The 21,113-nt window shown below is 34.6% G+C and carries 23 protein-coding genes, 2 tRNA genes and 1 pseudogene; 16 read left to right on the top strand and 10 right to left on the bottom strand.

All coding sequences use genetic code 11. The features are described 5' to 3' along the window. Positions 1 to 482: pseudogene (locus TY19_RS12615) on the bottom strand (IS1 family transposase); the annotation flags it as partial. Between the two features lie 545 nt (positions 483 to 1,027). On the opposite strand from TY19_RS12615, the gene TY19_RS02420 reads away from it, so the two are divergent. The 11 genes from TY19_RS02420 to TY19_RS19480 all read left to right on the top strand — a co-directional run bounded on the left by TY19_RS02420 (position 1,028) and on the right by TY19_RS19480 (position 8,293). Continuing rightward, positions 1,028 to 2,035, top strand: coding sequence for an LIC_10091 family protein (locus tag TY19_RS02420; RefSeq protein ID WP_042279812.1), 1,008 nt, complete (start codon positions 1,028 to 1,030; stop codon positions 2,033 to 2,035). A 533-nt stretch (positions 2,036 to 2,568) separates the two neighbouring features. Next, the gene (locus TY19_RS02415; protein WP_042279810.1) at positions 2,569 to 3,321 is read left to right on the top strand and encodes a hypothetical protein; all 753 of its coding nucleotides are present in this window, start codon (positions 2,569 to 2,571) and stop codon (positions 3,319 to 3,321) included. A 238-nt stretch (positions 3,322 to 3,559) separates the two neighbouring features. After that, a complete protein-coding gene (locus tag TY19_RS02410) occupies positions 3,560 to 3,838 on the top strand; it encodes a hypothetical protein (protein ID WP_042279806.1) in 279 nt (92 codons plus the stop codon). A gap of 423 nt (positions 3,839 to 4,261) precedes the next feature. Continuing rightward, complete coding sequence (locus TY19_RS02405) at positions 4,262 to 5,461, top strand: N-acetylmuramoyl-L-alanine amidase (protein WP_079979197.1); 1,200 nt, start codon at positions 4,262 to 4,264, stop codon at positions 5,459 to 5,461. Positions 5,462 to 5,497: 36 nt separating this feature from the next. After that, a complete protein-coding gene (locus TY19_RS02400) occupies positions 5,498 to 5,788 on the top strand; it encodes a hypothetical protein (protein WP_042279802.1) in 291 nt (96 codons plus the stop codon). Positions 5,789 to 6,280: 492 nt separating this feature from the next. Next, positions 6,281 to 6,556, top strand: a complete 276-nt coding sequence (locus TY19_RS19490) for a hypothetical protein (protein WP_226988466.1) — start codon at positions 6,281 to 6,283, stop codon at positions 6,554 to 6,556. Between the two features lie 212 nt (positions 6,557 to 6,768). Continuing rightward, positions 6,769 to 6,987, top strand: coding sequence for a hypothetical protein (locus tag TY19_RS17030; RefSeq protein ID WP_042279800.1), 219 nt, complete (start codon positions 6,769 to 6,771; stop codon positions 6,985 to 6,987). Continuing rightward, positions 6,977 to 7,174, top strand: a complete 198-nt coding sequence (locus tag TY19_RS12605; protein ID WP_338140280.1) for a hypothetical protein — start codon at positions 6,977 to 6,979, stop codon at positions 7,172 to 7,174. The genes TY19_RS17030 and TY19_RS12605 overlap by 11 nt, the downstream gene beginning before the upstream one ends. A gap of 33 nt (positions 7,175 to 7,207) precedes the next feature. After that, complete coding sequence (locus TY19_RS20505; RefSeq protein WP_042279798.1) at positions 7,208 to 7,570, top strand: DUF927 domain-containing protein; 363 nt, start codon at positions 7,208 to 7,210, stop codon at positions 7,568 to 7,570. Further along, positions 7,551 to 8,015, top strand: a complete 465-nt coding sequence (locus TY19_RS20500; RefSeq protein ID WP_042279797.1) for a DUF927 domain-containing protein — start codon at positions 7,551 to 7,553, stop codon at positions 8,013 to 8,015. The genes TY19_RS20505 and TY19_RS20500 overlap by 20 nt, the downstream gene beginning before the upstream one ends. A gap of 20 nt (positions 8,016 to 8,035) precedes the next feature. After that, positions 8,036 to 8,293 (top strand): hypothetical protein, encoded by a 258-nt coding sequence (locus tag TY19_RS19480; protein WP_042279796.1) that lies wholly within the window; start codon positions 8,036 to 8,038, stop codon positions 8,291 to 8,293. 169 nt (positions 8,294 to 8,462) lie between these two features. On the opposite strand, the gene TY19_RS02370 is transcribed toward TY19_RS19480, so the two are convergent. From TY19_RS02370 to TY19_RS02360, 3 genes are all read right to left on the bottom strand, one after another. Continuing rightward, a tRNA-Tyr gene (locus TY19_RS02370) sits at positions 8,463 to 8,544 on the bottom strand. A 13-nt stretch (positions 8,545 to 8,557) separates the two neighbouring features. Next, a tRNA-Thr gene (locus TY19_RS02365) sits at positions 8,558 to 8,630 on the bottom strand. A gap of 102 nt (positions 8,631 to 8,732) precedes the next feature. After that, positions 8,733 to 9,068 carry an SEC-C metal-binding domain-containing protein gene (locus TY19_RS02360; RefSeq protein ID WP_042279795.1) on the bottom strand — a complete coding sequence of 112 codons (336 nt, stop codon included), beginning with the start codon at positions 9,066 to 9,068 and terminating at the stop codon, positions 8,733 to 8,735. A 175-nt stretch (positions 9,069 to 9,243) separates the two neighbouring features. Between TY19_RS02360 and TY19_RS02355 the strand changes: the two genes are divergently transcribed. From TY19_RS02355 to TY19_RS02345, 3 genes are read left to right on the top strand one after another with little or no spacing between them, the layout of a single operon-like run. Further along, positions 9,244 to 9,984, top strand: coding sequence for a tRNA 2-thiocytidine biosynthesis TtcA family protein (locus TY19_RS02355; protein WP_042279794.1), 741 nt, complete (start codon positions 9,244 to 9,246; stop codon positions 9,982 to 9,984). Positions 9,985 to 10,037: 53 nt separating this feature from the next. Beyond that, entirely contained in the window at positions 10,038 to 10,892 is an 855-nt protein-coding gene (locus TY19_RS02350; RefSeq protein WP_039357917.1) for an AAA family ATPase, read from the top strand. Positions 10,893 to 10,899: 7 nt separating this feature from the next. Further along, entirely contained in the window at positions 10,900 to 12,726 is a 1,827-nt protein-coding gene (locus tag TY19_RS02345) for a hypothetical protein (protein ID WP_042279793.1), read from the top strand. A 4-nt stretch (positions 12,727 to 12,730) separates the two neighbouring features. On the opposite strand, the gene TY19_RS02340 is transcribed toward TY19_RS02345, so the two are convergent. Beyond that, positions 12,731 to 13,744: a hypothetical protein gene (locus tag TY19_RS02340; RefSeq protein ID WP_042279792.1), complete on the bottom strand. Its 1,014-nt coding sequence runs from the start codon at positions 13,742 to 13,744 to the stop codon at positions 12,731 to 12,733. Between the two features lie 206 nt (positions 13,745 to 13,950). On the opposite strand from TY19_RS02340, the gene surE reads away from it, so the two are divergent. Then, positions 13,951 to 14,736 carry a 5'/3'-nucleotidase SurE gene (gene surE, locus TY19_RS02335; protein WP_193354010.1) on the top strand — a complete coding sequence of 262 codons (786 nt, stop codon included), beginning with the start codon at positions 13,951 to 13,953 and terminating at the stop codon, positions 14,734 to 14,736. 129 nt (positions 14,737 to 14,865) lie between these two features. Next, entirely contained in the window at positions 14,866 to 17,712 is a 2,847-nt protein-coding gene (locus tag TY19_RS02330) for an aconitate hydratase (RefSeq protein ID WP_042279788.1), read from the top strand. A 27-nt stretch (positions 17,713 to 17,739) separates the two neighbouring features. On the opposite strand, the gene TY19_RS02325 is transcribed toward TY19_RS02330, so the two are convergent. The 5 genes from TY19_RS02325 to TY19_RS02305 form a co-directional block, all read right to left on the bottom strand. Continuing rightward, positions 17,740 to 17,925 carry a hypothetical protein gene (locus TY19_RS02325; protein ID WP_042279786.1) on the bottom strand — a complete coding sequence of 62 codons (186 nt, stop codon included), beginning with the start codon at positions 17,923 to 17,925 and terminating at the stop codon, positions 17,740 to 17,742. Beyond that, positions 17,922 to 18,620, bottom strand: a complete 699-nt coding sequence (locus tag TY19_RS02320) for a queuosine precursor transporter (protein ID WP_042279784.1) — start codon at positions 18,618 to 18,620, stop codon at positions 17,922 to 17,924. Before TY19_RS02320 ends, TY19_RS02325 begins: the two co-directional genes overlap by 4 nt. 481 nt (positions 18,621 to 19,101) lie before the next feature. Then, positions 19,102 to 19,431, bottom strand: coding sequence for a transposase (locus TY19_RS02315; protein WP_052354730.1), 330 nt, complete (start codon positions 19,429 to 19,431; stop codon positions 19,102 to 19,104). Next, entirely contained in the window at positions 19,403 to 19,705 is a 303-nt protein-coding gene (locus TY19_RS02310; protein WP_042279782.1) for an IS630 transposase-related protein, read from the bottom strand. Before TY19_RS02310 ends, TY19_RS02315 begins: the two co-directional genes overlap by 29 nt. Positions 19,706 to 20,005: 300 nt before the next feature. Further along, positions 20,006 to 20,713: a hypothetical protein gene (locus TY19_RS02305; RefSeq protein WP_042279779.1), complete on the bottom strand. Its 708-nt coding sequence runs from the start codon at positions 20,711 to 20,713 to the stop codon at positions 20,006 to 20,008. Between the last annotated feature and the right edge of the window lie 400 nt (positions 20,714 to 21,113).

Here is a 21,113-nt window from a genome sequence, read left to right as displayed (position 1 = left end):
TTTTTTAATGATTCGGGTAGTTTTGCAAAAAGAAGCTCAGCGGTTTTTTTATCTCGAGGACCCACTTGCCTAGCAAGCACTTGACGACTTTTTTTATGCAAGATAAGCCATAACCACTGATCATTTTTCTTATTTCCTACAAAACTCCATAGCTCATCTACTTCAAGTTTAGCCACTTCCAATTCATCTTTCTCACAACATGTGACTTGTGCATTTAAATCCTCAGGCAAATCATTGATAATGAAATTAATAAAATCTAGCAGCCATGGCATACTTACATCAAAAATTCTACAAATTCCATTAAGAGATACCCTTTCTAAAAGAGCTTTTCTGACAAGTTCCTTTGTTTGTTCGTTAATGATTTTAGCTTCATTGTTTTCGCTCCACTATTTGCCACACTCTAAACAGCGAAAATTTTGCTTTTCATGTCTTGTATAACCATTCTTCTTTACCAAATCTGAGCCGCAGTGCGTACATTTCATTACTCTTCTCCGCTTGAATTAGAATAATTAATCTATCAAATTAGATCAGTTTATTGAAATAGCCTTACCTATTTAGCACTACCGTCGCTTAAGATTTTATCGGGTTCTAAAATCTCTCCTAATCATTCTCTTGAATTTGAAGGTTTATCAATACAATAACGGTGCAAATGACATCTCTTGCATAAGTACTTCAAGGAACTCTGTTCATAATACTCAGTTAAATGATAAAGCGATGTAGACATGTACTTACGAAAGGAATTTTAGGAAAAATTTTACAATTATTACTGCTAAGTTAGATATAACTGAGGCGTTTTCCCAAATTAAATATAATCGTGCGATTCACCCTATATCTAGCAGTTCAAAATCTCAAATAGTAAATATAATAATTATAATGACGATGTATACTCAACTGAGACGTTTGAGAGTTAAAATCACATTTACCAGGCTATATAACAGCTGACAAAAATCTTTTTTTTATAGGTTATTTATTATTATGAGTAATATATTAAAATGGTTATCTTTATTATTACTTTGTAGGCTTATATATGTCATTGATTCAAGCTATTAGCACATGCACACATTTGATTTGTTTTCCTTGGAAATATCAAAAAAATAATTCTAGAAAAATAGCTGCTTGGGCAGCTTTTTTCTTTATTGGCTGGCTCTATCATCCTTTTAAAGCGGCAAATAGATACTACGAGAAACTTACAGATCAAGGAAAAACTTATTTTATTGGCAAAAAAATCCTTTTAAAAAAACCCATATCCGAAAAACTTGCCAGCTTCAATAACTCTCATGTGCAGGGGCAAATTTATGGCATCTATATCACGACTAATGAAACTAATTTAGCAGCAACTTATCAACGGCTCAGAGAGGCACCTCAAGCAAATGAGAAGCAAACAATTCATATCGGATGTGCGACCTGGCATAATTTCGATATGATATGTGAAAGAAAGTCTACCTATGGACTGATTGTCGATTTTAATCCGAAAAATGCTGCCTTCATAAAAAAAACGATTGATATCATAAATGCTTCTAATACTAGAAAAGTTTTTAAGCAGAGCATGATTGATTACCTTAATTCTTTACAGGAAGAAGAGAAAAATTTATTTTTTCATACGGATCAGCAAGGCTTGCCGACAGATAAAATTGAGCAAGAATTATCTCGAGAAGGGAGTTGGCTACAAAGTGAGGAATCATATCTTTTCATTAGAAAACTAGTTTCTGAGGGACATCTTATTGCTATTACCGAAGACATCACGAATTTTGAAAAGTTTGCTGGTATTAGAAAATTTCTAGATCACAATAACATTGCCATCGACACTCTTTATTTGAGCAATATCTGTAATTTTATGCATACGGATAATGATAAATATGCATTCACAAAATCCATTAAATCTATGCTGCAAAGAGATACAATACTAATTAATTGTCCCAAACTTCGGCAGATTAATACTGAATACCTTACAATATTGCATCAAAAAACAATATTAGGCAGAGAAGTTCTGGCAAGCACTTTTGATAATGAAGAGTTATTTGAAGTTGTGATTTAAAAATGCTGAGTAAAAAGAATTGGGATATTTTAGCATTAAAGACAACTTTTTCTAAAGTAGATCGAACTTTTAAGAATTTTTTAAAAATTGATCAATAAAGGCTTTAAAGCCTGCCTAATAATGCAATAGACTCAGTCATCTAATACTTTAGCCCTTTGCACAAGGTAGATAAAATTTGTAGCTCTAAACAACATACGAAAGTTATATTTTTTCCAGAGAAGAAAAGTGCTTGTATTTGATTGAAAAAGATCAAAGAGTAGTGAAAATCGCAAAAATTATTATTTCTATAATTGCAATTAGAACTTTGCCAACTTTTTTGGAAGAAAATGGGGAAGTAGCCAGGATTGTAAAAACCAAACTAAAAAATTTGGTTCTTTAGTTAAATAAATAAAAATTTATATCCCATATAATATTTATTCAAATTTTTATTTTAAGTACTAAAACTCTTGATTTTAAAACCAAAAATAAACAGTCTTAATTTAGGTCTTTATTGGAATGTCGGCGATAATTAGAAAAAATTTAAGGAGATTAATATGCAATCACCTCAAAAAGTCGTACAATTTAGATCTACTAATTTTATTGCTCTTTATTTATCTACTGTTTTTTTTACGGGAATTATTTGGTTAATATTTATTGGTCTGAGCTATGCAGGATTTCCTTTTCCACAGATAGAAATAGAAAAATTTTTTGATTTAGGTTTTTTTTCCATATCTATTTTTGGTATTATTGTCTTTTTAACAATGGTCCCTTTTCAAACAGTCGAGGCAAAACTATCTCCTGGATTTTATTCCCGAATTTTCAATACTCCTCTAGCTCATTTTGGTATTTATGTTTTAATGTCATGTTCTATTTTTTGTTTCCTGATTATTGCTCTTCAGCACATGTTGGATAAAAATATATATTTAAGCCAACTGTTTATCGCGATGGTGACAGCTATTATTTTTGCTATTTTATTTCACCGTTTCTGGGTTTTACGCTGTCTTTACCAGCCCTATATCGTTAATAAATACATTAACAAGCTCGCACGTGAAGAATCTGATGAAGAAATATGGATAGAGCTATTTGAATGTACATATAAGGCCATTAAACAATATCGAGTAAGCGACGCTAGAAATTTTATCGATTTAATGTTTCACGTTTATCAAAAATGCTCAGCCGAAGAAAAAACTTCTCTCTTGAATGAAGATCTTATGAGCTTGTATGCCATTGCTCAAGAATCAAGACCTATTGCTCGATTTATAGAAGAAAAATGGCCTTTTTTAATCTTAAAATTTAGCAGCCTATAAGTCTTAAACATGTTTTATTTACTATTGTTCAAATATGACGGATTTAAGGTAAGACATTAAAACCTTATGAAAATGTCCCTGAACGAAGAGAACTTCGTTGCAAATAAGCTTCACGAGAGCGCATAGGAAAATATTCTATTACCAGTTTTTTCATCTAATAGTGATCATTTTAAATTGAGATATTTAATTTATAAATGCGAATTTATTTAATATAAATGGAATAAAAAGAGAGGCTAATATGACAACAAATAAGGAACATAAAAACAAAAATAATGAAATTTTTCAAAAAGATTTATCAATGTTAGAAAATGGACAAAATGAAAAAACTAAGAAGAATCAACACGAAAAACCCTTTTTACCTTTTGATAAAATGATTTACCAAGAAAAAAAAGAAAATGAGAATGATATCCATGAATACGAGATGGATGCTGATCAAGAGTTAAATTTGGGTGAAAGTGGGCCGCGGCTAAAAAGGCGCTCATTAAGAGATGAAAGAGGAGCTGGCCATGAGCCCTAAAACCCTTGAGTTGTTCATGAAAAAAAAAGGGTCTTTTAGCTGGAAAGATTCTTTCCGTTAAGAGCTGGAGGAAAAAATAGTTGATTACGCGAGCTTCTAAACTTAATAAAGAGCAAAATTAATTGTAGCTGAAGTCAATCTATTTTGCTTGTGATGAGAATCAGATCAAAAATTTTATATAACTGACTAACATATTTGTAAGCTTGGCGGTTCATACTAGGGAAATTTTTGGAGTTATAAAGTAGACGAAAAGCATCAATTTTCGAAGTTTATGTTTTAAAACTTAAAATTAAACAGCAAAGTCTTTTTATAATATTAGTGCAAACGATTTTGACATTATAAACTACAAGAAATGCCAAAAAGAATGGGGCAGCTAGACGTATTCAGGACTTTTGATTGGTCTAAATTTAATATTCATCTACCATTTATCTTAATGAAAAACTAGAAAGAGTAATAAAAATTTATTTAATTCGCTGCATTTTTTTTATTTTTTTTATTTTAATATCACAAAGCTCATTTGGGTGTGATTTTCACGATTTTGACTCTTACCAATCGAGATTAACAGCTAAAGAAATCGAATGGGAAATAAAAACTTACTTAGAAAAAAATGAAGCGATTAAAAGATTTTATCGCCTTACTCCTCAAGTTCTTTATATTGGTGATTTAGATCATCAACAAATAGACTACATTTTAAAATTAAATACGAATTCACCGATTCTTCCTAATAAGCATAGCACATACAATGGTCTGAAGAATATAAGGATCGCAATAGATCCAGGGCATTTTGGAGGGTCGTTTGCTGAGTTGGAAGAACGCTATGTAGCTATTCCTGCAGAGATGACAAAAAACAATCAACCTATTCGTTTTCATGAAGGAGACCTCACCTATTTGACGGCTCTTGAGCTACAACGCTTGCTGGAGAACGAGGGCGCTGTGGTTCTACTTACGCGTTCTGGGATAGGGCAGGGAGCAATCAAAGAAGACTTTTTTGAATGGATAAAAATACATTCTGACCTTATCCAGAATGTTTCCTCCCTATCTCAAGTTTTTCGTAATTATTATAACAGAGAAGACTTGAAAGAGCGTGCTAAAATAATCAATGAATTTTCTCCCGATGTTACAATTGTTATTCATTATAATTCTCATTTAACTGATGAGGAAAAAAAGAACAAAAGTCTTCTTACTAAAATTAACTACAATCTAGCATTTATTCCAGGTGCTTTTGGCGCAGACGAGTTAAATACCATTAGAGATCGTTATGAGTTTTTGCGCTTAATTGTTACCAATCAAATTAATGAATCGCTTAAGTTAAGCGAGTATGTTACTGGACAGTTTATCAGACAGTTGGGTATCCCTCTCATCTCTGAATATGAAAAAACATCCTATATAGATAGCGCATGTTTAATTCAAAAACCAGGTATTTATAGTCGCAATCTAGCTTTAACACGCCTTGTCCATAGCCCTGTGTGTTATGGTGAAACACTCGTCCAAAATAACCAAGATGAAATTTATAAACTGTCAGAAGCTGACACTCCTGTTGAGAATATCCCTTGTCCCAAAAGAGTTAAAGCGGTTGCTCAGGCTTATTATGAAGGAATCAAGGAGTATTTTAAAAACAGATAATACAATCTGCTCTGGATTTGATTAAGTAAAAAAATTATGAAAGATGTAAGCGAATTGCTTGCCAAGCGTCTAAAAAGGCTAGGGGTACCTTTTTCTCGTGATTGGATCGCTGATTTCTCTAGCTTTATAGAGTTTATCCGAACCAATCCTCCAACTATACAAATTTTTGATTCGATAAATGAGCAAAAGGAAGCTGCTCATGCTCCTTTAATTCAAAATCTAAAAGAGTTATTTAGAGAAGGGGCAAAATGTCTCAAAGGAATTCAAAAAATGATTGGTAGAAAGCACAAGGCAAGTTATTCAATTGATGAATTACTAAAAAATTAAACTTGATCGCGAAAAAATAGAAAATCTATTTTTTGAATTAGAGTCACTCTACAGTAAGTACTATACAGGTTTCGTTGCTATTTTACGAATTCTCGCTCAAGAAGATACAAATGTCTTCATCTCAAAGTATTGCATTCTTAGTTGCGTGAAGTTACAAGAGATTGTTCATTTAAATATCGTCCTCATTTTTTCTACTTATCTCCAAAAATGTAAAGATATTGAAATTCTTTCAGGGTAACGAGCTACCTCCATTTGGGGCAAGTGGGATGTTTTATTAAAATGGGCTGAATGGACAAAAAATGGCAGCTTAACAACTAATGATGCATTCGAACGGAACATCTCTAATTTATTCCAAGAGCTTAAAATTTCTGAAACGCTTCAAAATTGTGGCTTATTCTTTTTAGAACGACTTGCAAGCATGCAGACAATAGTTGTAGATTCTGAAATATGTCTTAAGGCGTTAGAACTGTTCTTAGACAATGATGACCAGTTTTGGATCATAGCGCATTTTCTAGTGAGAAAAGTGAAAAGCGTGAGTTTCTTATTAAGCGCTTGCAGAGAGTTGCCAGAGCCTACGATTTTTTAAAATTACTATTAGATGCGGAAGAATATTCAATAATCGAGTTTCCCACCTTGTTGCATACCGTGGGAGAATTAGAAATCAAAAAAGAATTGAAAAAGTTATTTTTCCCTAGTAATAAATTTGCCGCGGTTCAGTCGTCAGCCTCAGTGAAATCGATCATTCAATTAACGCTTCAGTGGTTCTAGAGCTCTCTTCCATTAAAAATTCAAAGAAGCACTATCCATCTTTCAACACGCCCCATTATTTCCGTACTTCATCCTACTTCGGATAGGAAATTTCCGGCGTTTTTCCGACAAATTAGCCGCTACTTAATACTCCTTCTCTCGAGAGCTTTTCCCGGAATTCCGACGCTGTTCGGCGTCGTTACATCTTCTCTAGATTTTTCTAAAATTAGGGCATGGAAGAAAGCAATTTTAAAGCTCACATGCCGTCAGAAAAGAATTTTTCTGCTGAATCATTGGCAGCAGTTAATTCCTGCCGTCTTGGAGCCTTTTTCGATCTGCTTCTCCAAATAGACAAACGTAATCATCCGGAGCTTTATGAGCATAATCAAAGAGGAGCTTCTCCTGATCAAGCCACAAAATGGCCTGATAGCATTTGCAAGCGTGGAGATTGATCATCAGTTCTATGTCAGTTCAATAGGCGTTCATAAAAGACGCGATGGAACTGGCTATAGAATCACTTGCCCTACTCGAAAAGTTGGCGAGCAAAATCTGACGATTTTCCATCCAACAGAACCCTTTTTAAGTAAAGAGATCGAGAAGGTTATTTGCGATAAGGCTGCTAAAGTTATGGATCTATGAAGATCAATAAAAAAGTAACAGAAAGGTAAAACAATGTCTCAAAAACAATCTTCATTAACAGCCATTTCTTATTCACTTGCAGAAGGATTTGAAATCAATCAAGAAGGTGTCTGGTTTTTAATTCCCAAGCAAGATGGCATTCAAAAAATCTTTGTATGCGCCCCAATGCACGTACTTGCTTATGCGCGCAATGATTGCCATGAAAATTATTCTAAACAGCTCCAATTCCTTGATCCAGATGGGAAGATTCATGATCGGCTGCTGCCACAAGAACTTCTTGCTGGAGATGGTAGTGAAGTAAGAAAAACACTTTTATCAATGGGGTTTGAAAATAGGAGAGGATCGAAAAGCAAAAGATTTATTAACACGCTATCTCTTGTCATGGGATCCAATTGATCGTGTAAGAACTATCGATAGAACAGGATGGCATGGCCAGTTTTATGTTCTTCCTGAAGGGTCTATAGGAAAACCGGCTGGTGAAAAGGTTCTGTTTTTAGGTCCGCATATTGGACTGCCTATTTTTCATTCTTTAGGAAGTTTAGAGGAATGGCAAATACGCATTGCTGCTCGTTGTATTGGTAACTCTCGCCTAATCTTTTCTCTAAGTGCAGCTTTTGCAGGTCTTCTTTTGGGAATCTACTATAAAAAAATTAGTGAACCTTTCATTCTACGAGGCATGATTACTTACGTTCATTGTGGTTGTACAATTACACCCGAAATCCAAAAAAAGGCTATATTTACTATAGCTGCACCAATGCCAAAGGGATTTGTAAGAAAGTTTATATTCGTGAAGAGCTATTGGTTGAATCCCTATCTCAGTATTTTGATCATATTGCCTTAAGTGAAGAGTAGATTGCAGAGGTGACAAGCTATCTTAAGAAAATTCACGAATCCGAAAGTCTTTTTCATACAGAAAGCTTAACGGCCTTGCAGAGAGAACAAGATCGCATCCAAAAGCGAATTAACCAGATGTACGACGATAAACTCGATGGTCTTATTGACGAGAAGATGTATTTCGATAAGGTTAAAGACTATAAAACTCGCCAGGCAGAAATCATTGAGCAGATGGCACTCATGAAAAGGCAGATCACAACTTCTATGTCTCGGCTAATATGGTGATGAACTTAGGCCGCTCGAGCTAGGGAAATCTTTGAAAGTTCTGAAGTGAATGAAAAACGCCAACTTCTGCATTTCGTATTTCAGAACTTAAAATTAGACGGTAAAAATCTATCTAGATACTTGTGAACTATTTACTACCTTAGTGGGTTATAAGAAATGCCAAAAAGGATGGGGGCGGTTGGACTCGAACCAACGGAGACCGAAGTCGAGGGATTTACAGTCCCTTGCAATTGCCACTATGCGACACCCCCAATAATGGGAAAATGCTGGCAGTAGGAATTGAACCCACAACCGTCCGATTACAAGTCGGGTGCTCTACCAATTGAGCTATGCCAGCGAACGAAGGGATATTTATAGCAAAAACAGTTTTTTATCGACAATGTTTTTTTAATGAAAAAGTAAAATCGACCTCAAAAAGATTTTTGAAGCCGATGTATAGTTAACTTATAGGGGAATTCGAATCAGATTTTTTGATTAAATATTGATCGAAATTCGAAGGAACAGGGGGTTTTTCTTCGTTATGAATGGCATTACCAAAAGAGCGTTCCATTAATGTTGAATAATCTATAGCTGCTTTTTGCTGCTCTTGTTGTGGCTGCTCTACACTTTTTTGTGTTCCGCCGCTGCTGAGAACTTTAGCAGTAAATTTACGTTTTCCTAATGAAGTGACTTGAGTACGGTTTTTTTGTTGTTCTTTTTGCATACAACAGTTTTTATATTTTTTGCCTAATCCACACGGACAAGGATCATTTCTTCCAGCTTTCTCTGATGACATATATCCTCTTTTTTCGAAGCCTAAATTATACATAAGAGAATTAAACAATTATGTATAATATTATAAAATTTGCTTTCACATTTTTTTATTAAATCATGATTGTAAACTTTACGTTATCTAATAAACTAAGTATAATTTAATCATATTTTTTAAAACAATTACAAAAATGATTATTATGACTGTTCCAATTGCTCAATCCCCTTGGACCTCTTTAGGAAAAAAATTAGAAAGTACTTTTCGAAAGGCTTTATTTGACTATGAGATGCTCAAAGATGTTTCTAAAATAGCTGTCGCATTGAGTGGGGGAAAAGATAGTTTAACGCTTCTTTATTTATTAAAGGCTATTTCTGGAAGAGGATTTCCAAATTTAGAAATTCATGCAATTCATGTATCTGGAGAATTTTCATGTGGGGCTGGAGTCAATGAAGATCATTTACGAGCAATGTGTCAAGAAATCGGAGTTCAATTAACGACCCGAATTTCAACTCAAAAATTAGAAACATTGGAATGCTACAGTTGTTCGAGAGAACGGCGACGGCTTTTATTTGAAGCTGCCAAAAGTTTGGGGATTACGACGATTGCTTTTGGTCATCATCGTGATGACCATACACAGACTGTTCTGATGAATTTATTGCATAAAGCTGAATTTGCTGGTAATCTTCCAAAAATTCACATGCAAGAATATGGTGTGACAATTATTCGACCGTTGATTTACATAGCAGAGAAAAATATTCGAACTTTTGCACAACAGCAGGGTTTTGCAAGAATTATGTGTCGTTGTCCCGTCGGGCAAAATTCGATGCGTAAACAAGTAGACCAATTATTAATCGAAATCGAAACTCTTTTTCCTCATGCTCGTGAAAATATTGCTAAAGCTGGTCTAATTTACGGTTCTCAAAAAGCCGCGACACCTTGAGAATTACAAGATCAAATTTTTTATCATTTACCTAATTAATTATAGGATTAAAAATGGCATATTCTCTTCCAAGCGAGCATGAAAGCAGCGTACAAATTCAAGGAGTTGAAATTTTTTTAGGGTTTCCTGATGAATTTAAGTTTGAATGGATTGGTCAAAGAGATGTTATGGAACAGTTACTTGCTGCTTGGTTAGTGATTGATAAAAATGATATTCCACTCAATCCCCGTTTGATTGGTAAACCAGGGGTTGGTAAAACAACTTTGGCATATGCTGCAGCAAAAAAAATCAACAGGCCTGTTTATATTTTCCAATGTACAATGGACACCCGTCCAGAAGATTTATTAATTACTCCTGTTGTTGATCAAGGTGGGGGGATAAGATATGTAGCTTCGGCTCTAGTAACAGCCATGATTCGAGGAGGTGTCTGTATTCTAGACGAGGCGAATCGAATGAGTGAAAAGTCATGGGCTTCTTTAGCCCCTCTTTTAGATACACGCCGCTATATCGAGTCCATAGTTGCCGGTTTAAAGGTTTCAGCTCATCCAGAATTTCGTATTTGCGTGACAATGAACGATGATGCTTCAACATTTGAAATTCCAGAATATATCCATAGCCGCCTTCAACCACAAATCTATCTCGATTTTCCTGAAGCAGAAGAGGAACGCCGGATACTTCGAGAAAATCTTCCCTTCGTTGATGAATACATCATGGAATACGTGGTCAATTTCCTACAAAAAGCTCATACAAACCGTGAAAATTATACGATCCGAGACGGAATTAACATTGCTCGTTATGCTGCTAAACGAATTAAAAGCTTAAATGGTAATAGTGGGAATATTGAAAATTTATTGCGGGAGGCTATTTTAATGACCCTGGGAGATGAAGCTTTAATATACGTGCTTTAGAGGTCTTATGCTCACAAACGATTTATTTTATCTTCAAAAAGGACATATTTACGCTGTTCCTATTATTCATTATAATATGGAAATGGCTACGCAAGTCAAATGGGCTTTTGATACGCTTAAACCAGATTGCGTCGCTGTTGAATTACCTGAGACAATGCAAGTTAAAATGTTACACGCAGCTTCTCGATTACCAGACATTAGCGTTGTCTTAACCTATAACCAAGATCATGACCCTGTTTATTTTATGGCAGAGCCATGTGACCCTATTTTTGAAGCACTGCGAAGTTCAATGGAGCATCAAGTTCCCGCCTATTGTATCGATTTAGACGTTGATCACTACCCTGATATTCACGAACAAGTTCCCGATCCGTATGCGATTCATCGAATAGGTTTAAAAGCTTACTATAATATTTATGAGCAAGCACGAAAAGAAAATCGACAGCCATTTAATCATTTAGATCAGGAAAGAGAAATCTATATGGCACGTCGTTTAAAAGAATTATCTCTTAGATATGATCGTATTTTGTTTGTAGGGGGAATGGCGCATCTTTCTCAAGTGTTGAAATTAGTGGATAATCGTTCTTTCCCGGAAGTTTATCATGCAGATCGAGGCATTATTGAACTTTGTACGCTTACGCCAGAATCTGCAAGAGACATCTTATTTGAATGGGGGTATCTTTCTTATAAATATGAAACCATGAGAGAAAACTTTCTCGATGGAGAATTCGTTGATCGGCAAAAAGTTATTTTGCAGCTTTATAAAGAGGCCTCTGAAAAATATGTGGAAAGCACAGGTAATTTTTTTGCTGGTTATCACTTACGCAATATTATGAAGTTTGTGCGTAACTATGCATTAGTCGGAGGGCAGTTAATGCCTGATCTTTATAAAATTTTATCTTCTGCTAAAGGGTGTGTTGACAATAACTATGCTTATGAAGTTTGGGAGTTAGCAACTTTTTATCCTTTTCTTAAAAATATTGATAATCTTCCTGAATTAGATCTTTCTATTGAAGATGTTTGGGGTTATAGCAAACAAATTCGTTTTTACCTCAAAGAGAAAGGGCGAAAAAATTCTATTCCAAAAGTTCGTAAAGATCGGTCCTCTTTTCGTTTTACCCCGCCGAATCCTTTTAGTATTTGTTCATATCCTCCAGAAGATATTGCTATTGAAAAATTTGGTGATTTTTTGAAAAAGAAAGGTTGTCAAATTTTAGCTGAAGAAGGGGCTCGCACGATTCCTTTTTCTTCTAGTATTGAAGATGGAATAGATACCAAAGAAACAATTCGTCATTGGCATGAAAGAAAATTATTTGTGAAAACAAAGGGAAAACCTCCGGCAGGAGTGGGCTCAATTTGTTTGATTTTTGATGAAGATAAGGCTGAAGAGGGTAAACCTTATCAAGAAAAATATCCTTGGCGAACGACATGGATTGGAGAACATCAACAAGAGTCGGACATGTCTTTTTATGCAACCTCTCTTTCTCATCATGTTGTAGGGCCCGGAATAAGTCGCTGTGAGTATGGAGGATTTATGATGTCCTATCCTCCAAGAAGAATGCGCAATATTTGGTTTGACCCAGATTATTTTGATTGCCGTTTCAAATCGGAAGTTCTTTTGATGGCTGCAATAGATTACGCGGTTAAGCCTATTATCGTCTATGTGGCGAGTACGCCACCTAGAAGCCAATTAAAAAGTTTTGCGCGTCGATTTGGTAAAAAAATTGTTTATATTCCGATCGGACAGCTTTCTCCAATCACACTTAATAAATTAAGAGCTTTTCATGTCCTTGACGGACATGACAAAAGAGAAATAGCGGATGAATATATTTATTAATAACTCATTCATTTCTTTTTAAAACTTCTGAAAGCGTTGCTTCAATAGTTGCGAATAGTGTTTCTAAGCGATCTCTCGTAGAAAAGGGTAATTTTAAAGAGTCGAATTGTTCTAAATGATCTCTAAGCCCTTCTAAACGAACTTCAGTAAAATAAAATTCTTTTTCATCATGTTTATCAAGCTTGGGTAATAGTTCATGTATATGCTTGAGTTCTTGAGCGACAAAATGCATCTCATTTTCAACTTCTTTTAAATCTTCAGAACCAATTTCAGCTTCTGGTAAAACGACTTCTTTTACAACGGAGTCAATTTTCATTAACAATTGGTCGAAACAATTTTCTCTTTGAGAATCAAGTTTTTCAATCCATTCAGAAGCTTGTTGCATTGACTCTGCATTTTTCACATGTGTTTTCAGTTCAACCAGATGCTTAAGAGGTTCTTCAATTGCTTTAGCAAGTCGATTTTCTAAGTTTATTAGATCGGGGTCTTCTTCTTCCATTTTTGATAAATATTGAATTTGATACTCTTTAATGAGTTTTAAGTCTTTATCAATCAAATGTTCAGTTCGATCGGAAACAAGTTTTAAAATTTTTTTATTAAGTTCTTTATGATCGCTCCACTGGTGGTAAAGGGTTAACCAAGAATTGGCATGTTTATCCCAGTCGATTGTGTCAATTTTTCTTAAATTAAGAAGAGTTTCATCTAGTTCACTTTTTAATGACTGAGCTTGTTTAATAAATTCGTCTAATACCTCGCTAGCAAGTGGTGCTAGCCAATTATCAAAACGAGTTAAAATCGTTTGTTTCTGTTCATTAAAATGCATGATACAGGCTTTTGTGCGTTCAGTTAAATTTTGAAGATGATCTAGTAAAATGCGATCACTTTCCAGGGCTTGCTTGATAAGAAAAGGAGTAGACTGAATTTGTCTTGATAATTGTTCAATATTAAATGATGAGTTTAATAGTGGTTGTTTACTATTATTTTTATCGGGATTGGGTTCTGCTATAAATTGAGACATAAAACCTCATCATTGACCGAAGGGAAAATAAACCAAATTTTGATAAGTTAATTCTTTCTTTTGCAAGAAATAAGTAAAAAATAATTTTTTTAATTAATTTTATTTTAACTATACTTATATTTTAAATGATTTAAATTATTTGTTGTATAAAATAAATTTTGTTGTTTTTCTTAATAATTACACATTTTATAATGGAAAAAATAAAAATGAGCTCAAAGCCTTTAATTTTAGTAACTAATGATGACGGAGTTCATGCTAAAGGGATTCGCCATTTATGGCAATCGATTCAAGATCTTGCTGATCTCATCATCGTTGCTCCTCAACAAGAACAGTCAGCTGTTAGTTTATCTATTACAGTGAGACGTCCGCTACATATTGAAAAAGTAGATTGGTTAAATGCCCAAGCTGATGTTTGGTCTGTGAATGGAACACCTGCTGATTGCGTTAAATTAGCTTTAAATGTTGTCTTACCAAAGAGACCACAATTAATTGTGTCAGGTATCAATCGAGGGACGAATGCTGGACGAAATGTTTTTTATAGTGGGACTGTTGCAGCTATTATGGAAGGAGTTATGCAAGGAATCCCTGGAATTGCTTTTTCTTACGGCGATTATTTTAATCCCTCTTATCATTTGATAGAATCTTTTATTCCGGGCATCGTCAACTATGCTTTGCAAAATGCTATGCAAGAAGGAACTTTTTTAAATGTTAATTTCCCTAAAACTGAACATGGCCCTATTAAAGGCATTCGTTTAACGACGCAAGGAAAAGAATATTGGGCTGAAAATCCAGAGAAACGCCAACATCCTGCCGAACAAAATAGCTATTACTGGTTGGGTTCAAAATTGGCTGAGTATGATGAGCGTGAAGATAGCGATATTTTTTTACTAAGAAAAGGGTTTGCTACGGTGGTTCCTTTGCATATCGGAGATTTGACAAATCATTCCCATCTTTTAAAAGAAAAACAGGCTTTTGAAACCTTTGTGAATTAATTTAAATTTCTTAAAATAAAATGATTACATATTTTTTTACATTTTTTGAATAAAGAATGGGTTTCTATTTCCTTCGAAAAATAAAAAAAGAATACAATAAAATTTTTATTTGATTTACGAGGACAAGAGATGTCTATTAAAATTAATCCTTTTAATACTCTTCAGAAACTGAGCTCAAACCATTATTATTATTCTTTGCCTAAACTTGAGGAACATATTTCGGTTTCTATTCGAAGGCTTCCTATATCTATTCGAATCATGCTGGAATCTATGCTGCGTCATTGTGATGGGCATCTCGTCAAAGAAGAAGATATTTTAAGAGCGGTAAATTGGAATAGCCGGATGACACCTGAAGGAGAAATTCCGTTTATTGTATCTAGAGTCATTTTACAAGATTTTACCGGCGTACCTCTTTTGGTCGATTTAGCGGCCATGAGGGATGCTGTAGCTAAACTCGGCTTAGACGCGAAGATCATAGAGCCCGAAGTTCCTGTGGATTTAGTTGTAGATCATTCAGTGCAAGTGGATCGTGCAGGGACTAATGATGCATTTTTATTCAACCTAAAAATCGAGTTCGAAAGAAATCGAGAAAGGTATTCTTTTTTGAAATGGGGACAAAAAGCTTATAAAACTTTTCAAGTGATTCCTCCCGGCATTGGAATTGTTCATCAAGTTAATTTAGAACATATCGCTGAGGTTGTGGTTCATAAAAAAGTGGAGGGAATTCATTGGCTTTACCCAGACACTTTAGTGGGAACAGATTCTCACACAACAATGATTAATGGATTGGGAGTTGTTGGGTGGGGAGTAGGAGGAATTGAAGCTGAAGCGGCCATGTTAGGTCAGCCTATATTTATTCAAATGCCAGAAGTTATTGGAGTTCATTTGTCCGGTGAGTTGAAAGATGGAGTTACAGCCACAGATCTAACTTTGTACATTACAGAACTTTTAAGAAACGAGAAAGTGGTTGGAAAATTTGTCGAGTTTTTCGGTGAAGGAGCGGCTAGTTTAACAGTTGCTGATCGAGCAACAATCGGAAATATGGCTCCTGAATATGGTGCAACAATGGGATTTTTCGCTGTCGATGACCAGACCCTAGAGTATTTACGTATGACGGGTCGAGATGAGCAACACGTACAATTAGTTAAAGAATATTTAACTTCGCAGCAAATATTTGGAATTCCGAGAAAAGGGGATATCGATTTTACAAAAATTTTAGAATTAGATTTAACACAAATTCAACCGTGTGTATCAGGACCAAAAAGACCTCAAGATCGGATTGATTTATCAAACGTTAAAGCAAAGTTTGACCAATTACTAAAAATTTCGATTGCAAATGGAGGTTATGGAAAAGCAGAAGAAAAGCCTCATATTAAAGTGCATTCGGGTGGCGTATTTTTCTTAGATCATCGGCACGAATGGGGAGGAACATCTGTTTTTGGTCGCATGACTAAGGAGCAGACTTGGAGTGAGTTTGAAATGCTCGCTAATAGACCATTAACACCTACTGTCGTCAATCCGGGTTATGCCAATCATATTGATGAAGAAATCATTTTAACGCATGGTTCGATTGTTATTGCTGCTATTACAAGTTGTACCAATACGAGTAATCCAAATGTGATGTTAGCAGCAGGGCTTTTGGCAAAAAAAGCTGTTGAAAAAGGATTAAAAGTCAATCCGATGATTAAAACTAGTTTGGCACCAGGTTCGAGAATTGTCACGGATTATTTAGCTAAATCAAATTTACAGCAGTATTTAGATCAATTAGGATTTCAACTGGTGGCTTATGGTTGCACAACCTGTATTGGAAATAGCGGGCCATTGGATGAAAAAATTGAAAAAGCAATTAAACATTTTGATTTGATTACGGTAAGTGTTTTAAGTGGTAACCGAAACTTTGAGGCACGCATTCACGGCTCAGTTAAAGCAAATTTTCTCATGTCTCCGCCTTTAGTAGTGGCCTATGCTCTTGCTGGGCGAATTGATATCGATTTAGCGAATGAACCCATTGGATATGATCAAAATGGCCAACCTGTTTACTTAAAAGATCTTTGGCCTTCTGAAAATGAAATTAAAAAAACTATTCGACAGGCTATTGAACCGGACATGTTTAAGCTTCGTTATTCAAGTATTTCGCAAGACAATCCAGTTTGGGATAAAATTATCACAAAAGAAGGATCGCAGTATAACTGGGAAAGTGAAAGCACATACATTAGACAACCTCCCTACTTTGAAAATTTTTCTCTGGAATTGCCCAATTTGAAAAAACTACAGGACATGCGCCCGCTTGCTTTATTTGGAGATTCTGTTACAACAGATCATATTTCTCCAGCAGGTAGTTTTAAACCTGATTCTCCGGCTGGAAAATATTTAATGTCTTTGGGTATTTCTGAAAAAGAATTTAATAGCTATGGCAGTAGACGAGGAAATCATGAAGTGATGATGCGAGGGACATTCGCGAATGTCCGATTACGTAATAGAATGGTGGATGATAGAGAAGGGGGCTTGACGACTTTAATGCCGGATGGCATGGAATTGCCCATTTTTGATGCTTGTCAAGCTTACGCAGATAGAGAAGTTCCTTTGATCATTTTTGCAGGTAAAGATTATGGGATGGGAAGTTCTCGCGATTGGGCAGCGAAAGGCACAGCCCTACTTGGCGTTCGCGTTGTTGTTGCTCGAAGTTTTGAACGTATTCACAGAAGTAATCTCATCGGAATGGGAATTTTACCCCTAGAGTTTTTACCTGAGCAAAGTTGGGAAAGCTTAGGAATTATAGGAGAAGAGTTGTTTTCTATTAAAGGATTTGAGGAAGCATTAAAACCCAATCAAGAATTGATTTTAGAAATCAAGAGCGAAGATAAAATCCAGCTCGTTAATCTCCGAGCTAGATTGGAAACGACTATTGAAGTTGAATATTATAGACACGGAGGAATCCTCCCTTATGTACTGCGCTATATTTTAAATCAACGATAAGACATTCGTTATGAAACCTATTTTTTTTTATTTGTTTAACAATTGTATTTCTTCTTTTAGATATTGCATTTGTTGTTCGAGCTTATCAAGTCTTTCCTGCGTTGCTTGAAATTGAGATTCTTTTTCAGCAGCTTGCTGATAGGAAATAATGAAATAAACTAAAAAACTGATAAAAAAAGTTAAAAAAATCTTAAATGGTGTGATTTGTTTCATGATGTGTCCTTAATGAGATATTCGTTTTTATTTCTTCTTAAATTTTCTCCCTGCCAAACTGTTTTGAAAAGATAAACAATAAAATAAAAAACAGGTGTTGTCGAAAAATTAAAAAAAGTTTTATAGGCAAATGAAAAGAAAATAATTGGTAAAATATAGGATATTTGCATGCCTAGACCCCAATAAAAATAAAGCATATCAATGACAATTGAGTCAAGTAACTGAGAAATGCAAGCCGCTCCATTACTGCGTAGCCAAAGAAAACGAGAACCTGTGAATTTTTTTATTAAAGCATAAACTTGAATTCCGATAATTTGAGCGATTAGGTAGGCTGTTAAAGAAGAAAAAATTCTCAGACCACTTAATCCAAGGATTTCTTTAAAAGCTCCTTGGTCATTTCCAATAGAAGTGGGTAATAAAAGCACTACTTCGATTAAGCCAAAACTTAGAATATTTATTCCTAATCCAGTATAAATCATCTCTTTTGCTTTTTTAGCGCCAAGCAGCTCTGTAATCAAATCGCTCAATAGAAAAGTCAAAGGATAGGTTAATAATCCTGCCGGGATATTTAACTGAAAGAGAGGCAGAAAAACCATTTTTGCGGAAAGAATATTGGATAATACAGTGACCAAGCAAAAAACGGCACAAATGGGGGAATAGTAGTCAAAAGAAGTAAGGGGGCTTTGATAGCGCATTAAACTTTTAGTTCGTTGATTATTTATTCATTCATCTTAAAAGTTTAGACTTTTTAAGTCATTTAAAGAAATTAAGGGGGAAAATAGAATCAACTTTTGTGATCAAAAACGGATTGCTTGAGTAATAAGCGATCTAATGGAGTAATTTGCCTTTGACTTTTGTTGGCAAGTAAAACTATTCCAATGCCTTCTTTCAGTTTAAAGCCAATATATAGTTAATTGAATTTAATTGTGCACTTATGTACATATTTGACAAAAAGAATAATCAATCGCTTTTGCAAGGTTTGACAATTTGTTTAAACTTAATCGGACTAATTGTTTAAAATTTGCTCAGGAAACTTCAATTGGATTTAAGTCAGGTGAATAGGAGGAAAGAAATAAAATTTTGCATCTGGCTTGTTCAAGCAGATATTTGGTTTTTTAGACTTGTGAAAAGGTGCATGATCCATGATAATCACCTGTCCAGTTTTAAGCGCTGGAATTAATATTTTTCTAACCATGTATTAAACAAGATAGGATGACATGTTTCTGTATAGCAAAAAGGAGCAAAAATTTTAGATTGGCATTTAGCTGCTATCAAGCTTTCCCTTGCAAAACGATGGCCAGATACAGCTGAATAAACTTTCTCTCCTCTAAAGGCTCGCCCACGATGACGTTTTAGACACTCATTGATTCCACTTTCATCAAGATAAACGTGATCTTCTTGTGCTATTTTTTTTAATTCTTTTTTAAACTCCTCACGTTTTTTCTCATCTCGTTCTTTGTAAAATAAGGTCTTTTTTTTAAGTGATTTTAAGCCTTTTACAAGCATAGAATATAGAGGAAGGATCTACATTAAGTTCTTTCGCTATCTCTTTCAAATAACTATCAGGATGTTTTTTAATATAGCTCTTTAGTTGGTCATGATCAATTTTAATGGAGTGTCTTTTTCTTGGTTTATCTTCTAAACATCCATTTCTTTGGCGTTTCAGCCAGTTAAACACTGTTCTTAACGCTATACCGAAAATTTGTCTGACTTCTCCTACAGAATGTCCAGTTTCTAAATAGTTGAGTGCTTTTTGCCTTAAATCTTTAGAATATGCCATAAGTTTTTAACTCAAACTATATCTATATGCACGATTAAATTCAATTAACTATAAATTATTGCTAACCTTAACTTTTTTTGGAGCATTTAGACGATCTGAAGTTGTGAGTTTGAACATAGAAAATATTGAGTTTACAGATAATGGAATGGCGATTCCTCTGCTGCGATCCAAAACTATATATACGAAACAAACGGTCTACATATCATTTGCTAAAGACAAAGGCATATGCCCAGTAAATTCATTGAAAAAATGGATAGAACAATCCGAAGATGTTACATCCTCAGTATCAGAGTTTAAAGACTATTTTTTATCTTTATCGTTTTTGTGATCGTTATCCACCTTTCCACTTATACAGTTCCCACAGATAACAAATCCAGAAGCAATCATCCTTTCTCCCCATGGCTTACATGCAGGAAACGGAATGACCATTAAAAATAGCCCACACAATGTCAGAGTGACTCCAAAGACTAATTGGGCAGGAACACATACTTCTTCTTTGTCATCATCTTTATTATCTTTTCCATGGCTATGCTTGGCCATGTATTCAGGGAACATCAGTTCCTCATCCGCTGCGTTTATCTCGTATCCTTCTAGGTACATTACAGAGGCTAAATATTTGGCATGTTTGTTGTACTTCTTTTCTTTGTATTTAATAGCCTTACGTATTGCATCAAACTCTTTTTTAGGAGCTTTAAAACCACGATTTTTGAGTTGTTTTTCAACGTTATCCATGTGTTTATTTAGGTCAACTTTGATACCGCACGATGTTTCAAGCTCGCTTTTAAGGTCTATGATTGCAGAATACATCTTATCTTTGTTATCACTCTTTTCAAGCTTCCAAATCTTCTCAACTAGCTTCTCTACTCTATAAAGGAACGCAACTTCATTGATTCCAATACCACCTTGAGGTAAAGCATGAAGTGGTAGACCGTATGTTAATGTGAAAGTACCAAATACAGCAAATAGGACAATGCGGTTAATATTGTGACGACTGAAGAGGCTAGCCATTTAACTTCCTTTGATTGTTCAGGGGTTAGATTTACGTGTAATCTTTTTAGGTGATAATTCACTTTTAGATTCAATAGAAAAGATCCAACAGTCAATAAACACAACATTAAAATTATTTGAATGAAAGGTTTTAACATTTACTTTTACGTGTATATTTTTTTATTTAATCGATGAACGTTTTCGAAATTCACAAGGATTTTACAATAAAAACAAAAAAAATCCATGAAAAAGTCTTTATGGGAAAAATTTTATTAACCCATTTTTAACGCCAGTTTAACGTAAGCTATCTTCCGGCTATATTTTGAGGGATCTTTGTTAAAAAAAGGCCTCTTTTCTGTTAGAAGATTTTGTTTTCCAGAACAAAAACTAAGCAAAGAGGCCAAAATGAACGAGATAGAGA

It is taken from the genome of Candidatus Protochlamydia sp. R18 (genome assembly GCF_000648255.1).
GTDB classification, from domain to species: domain Bacteria; phylum Chlamydiota; class Chlamydiia; order Chlamydiales; family Parachlamydiaceae; genus Protochlamydia; species Protochlamydia amoebophila.
Note: the sequence above shows the minus strand (reverse complement) of the source record. Positions and strands in the feature narration are given on the sequence as shown.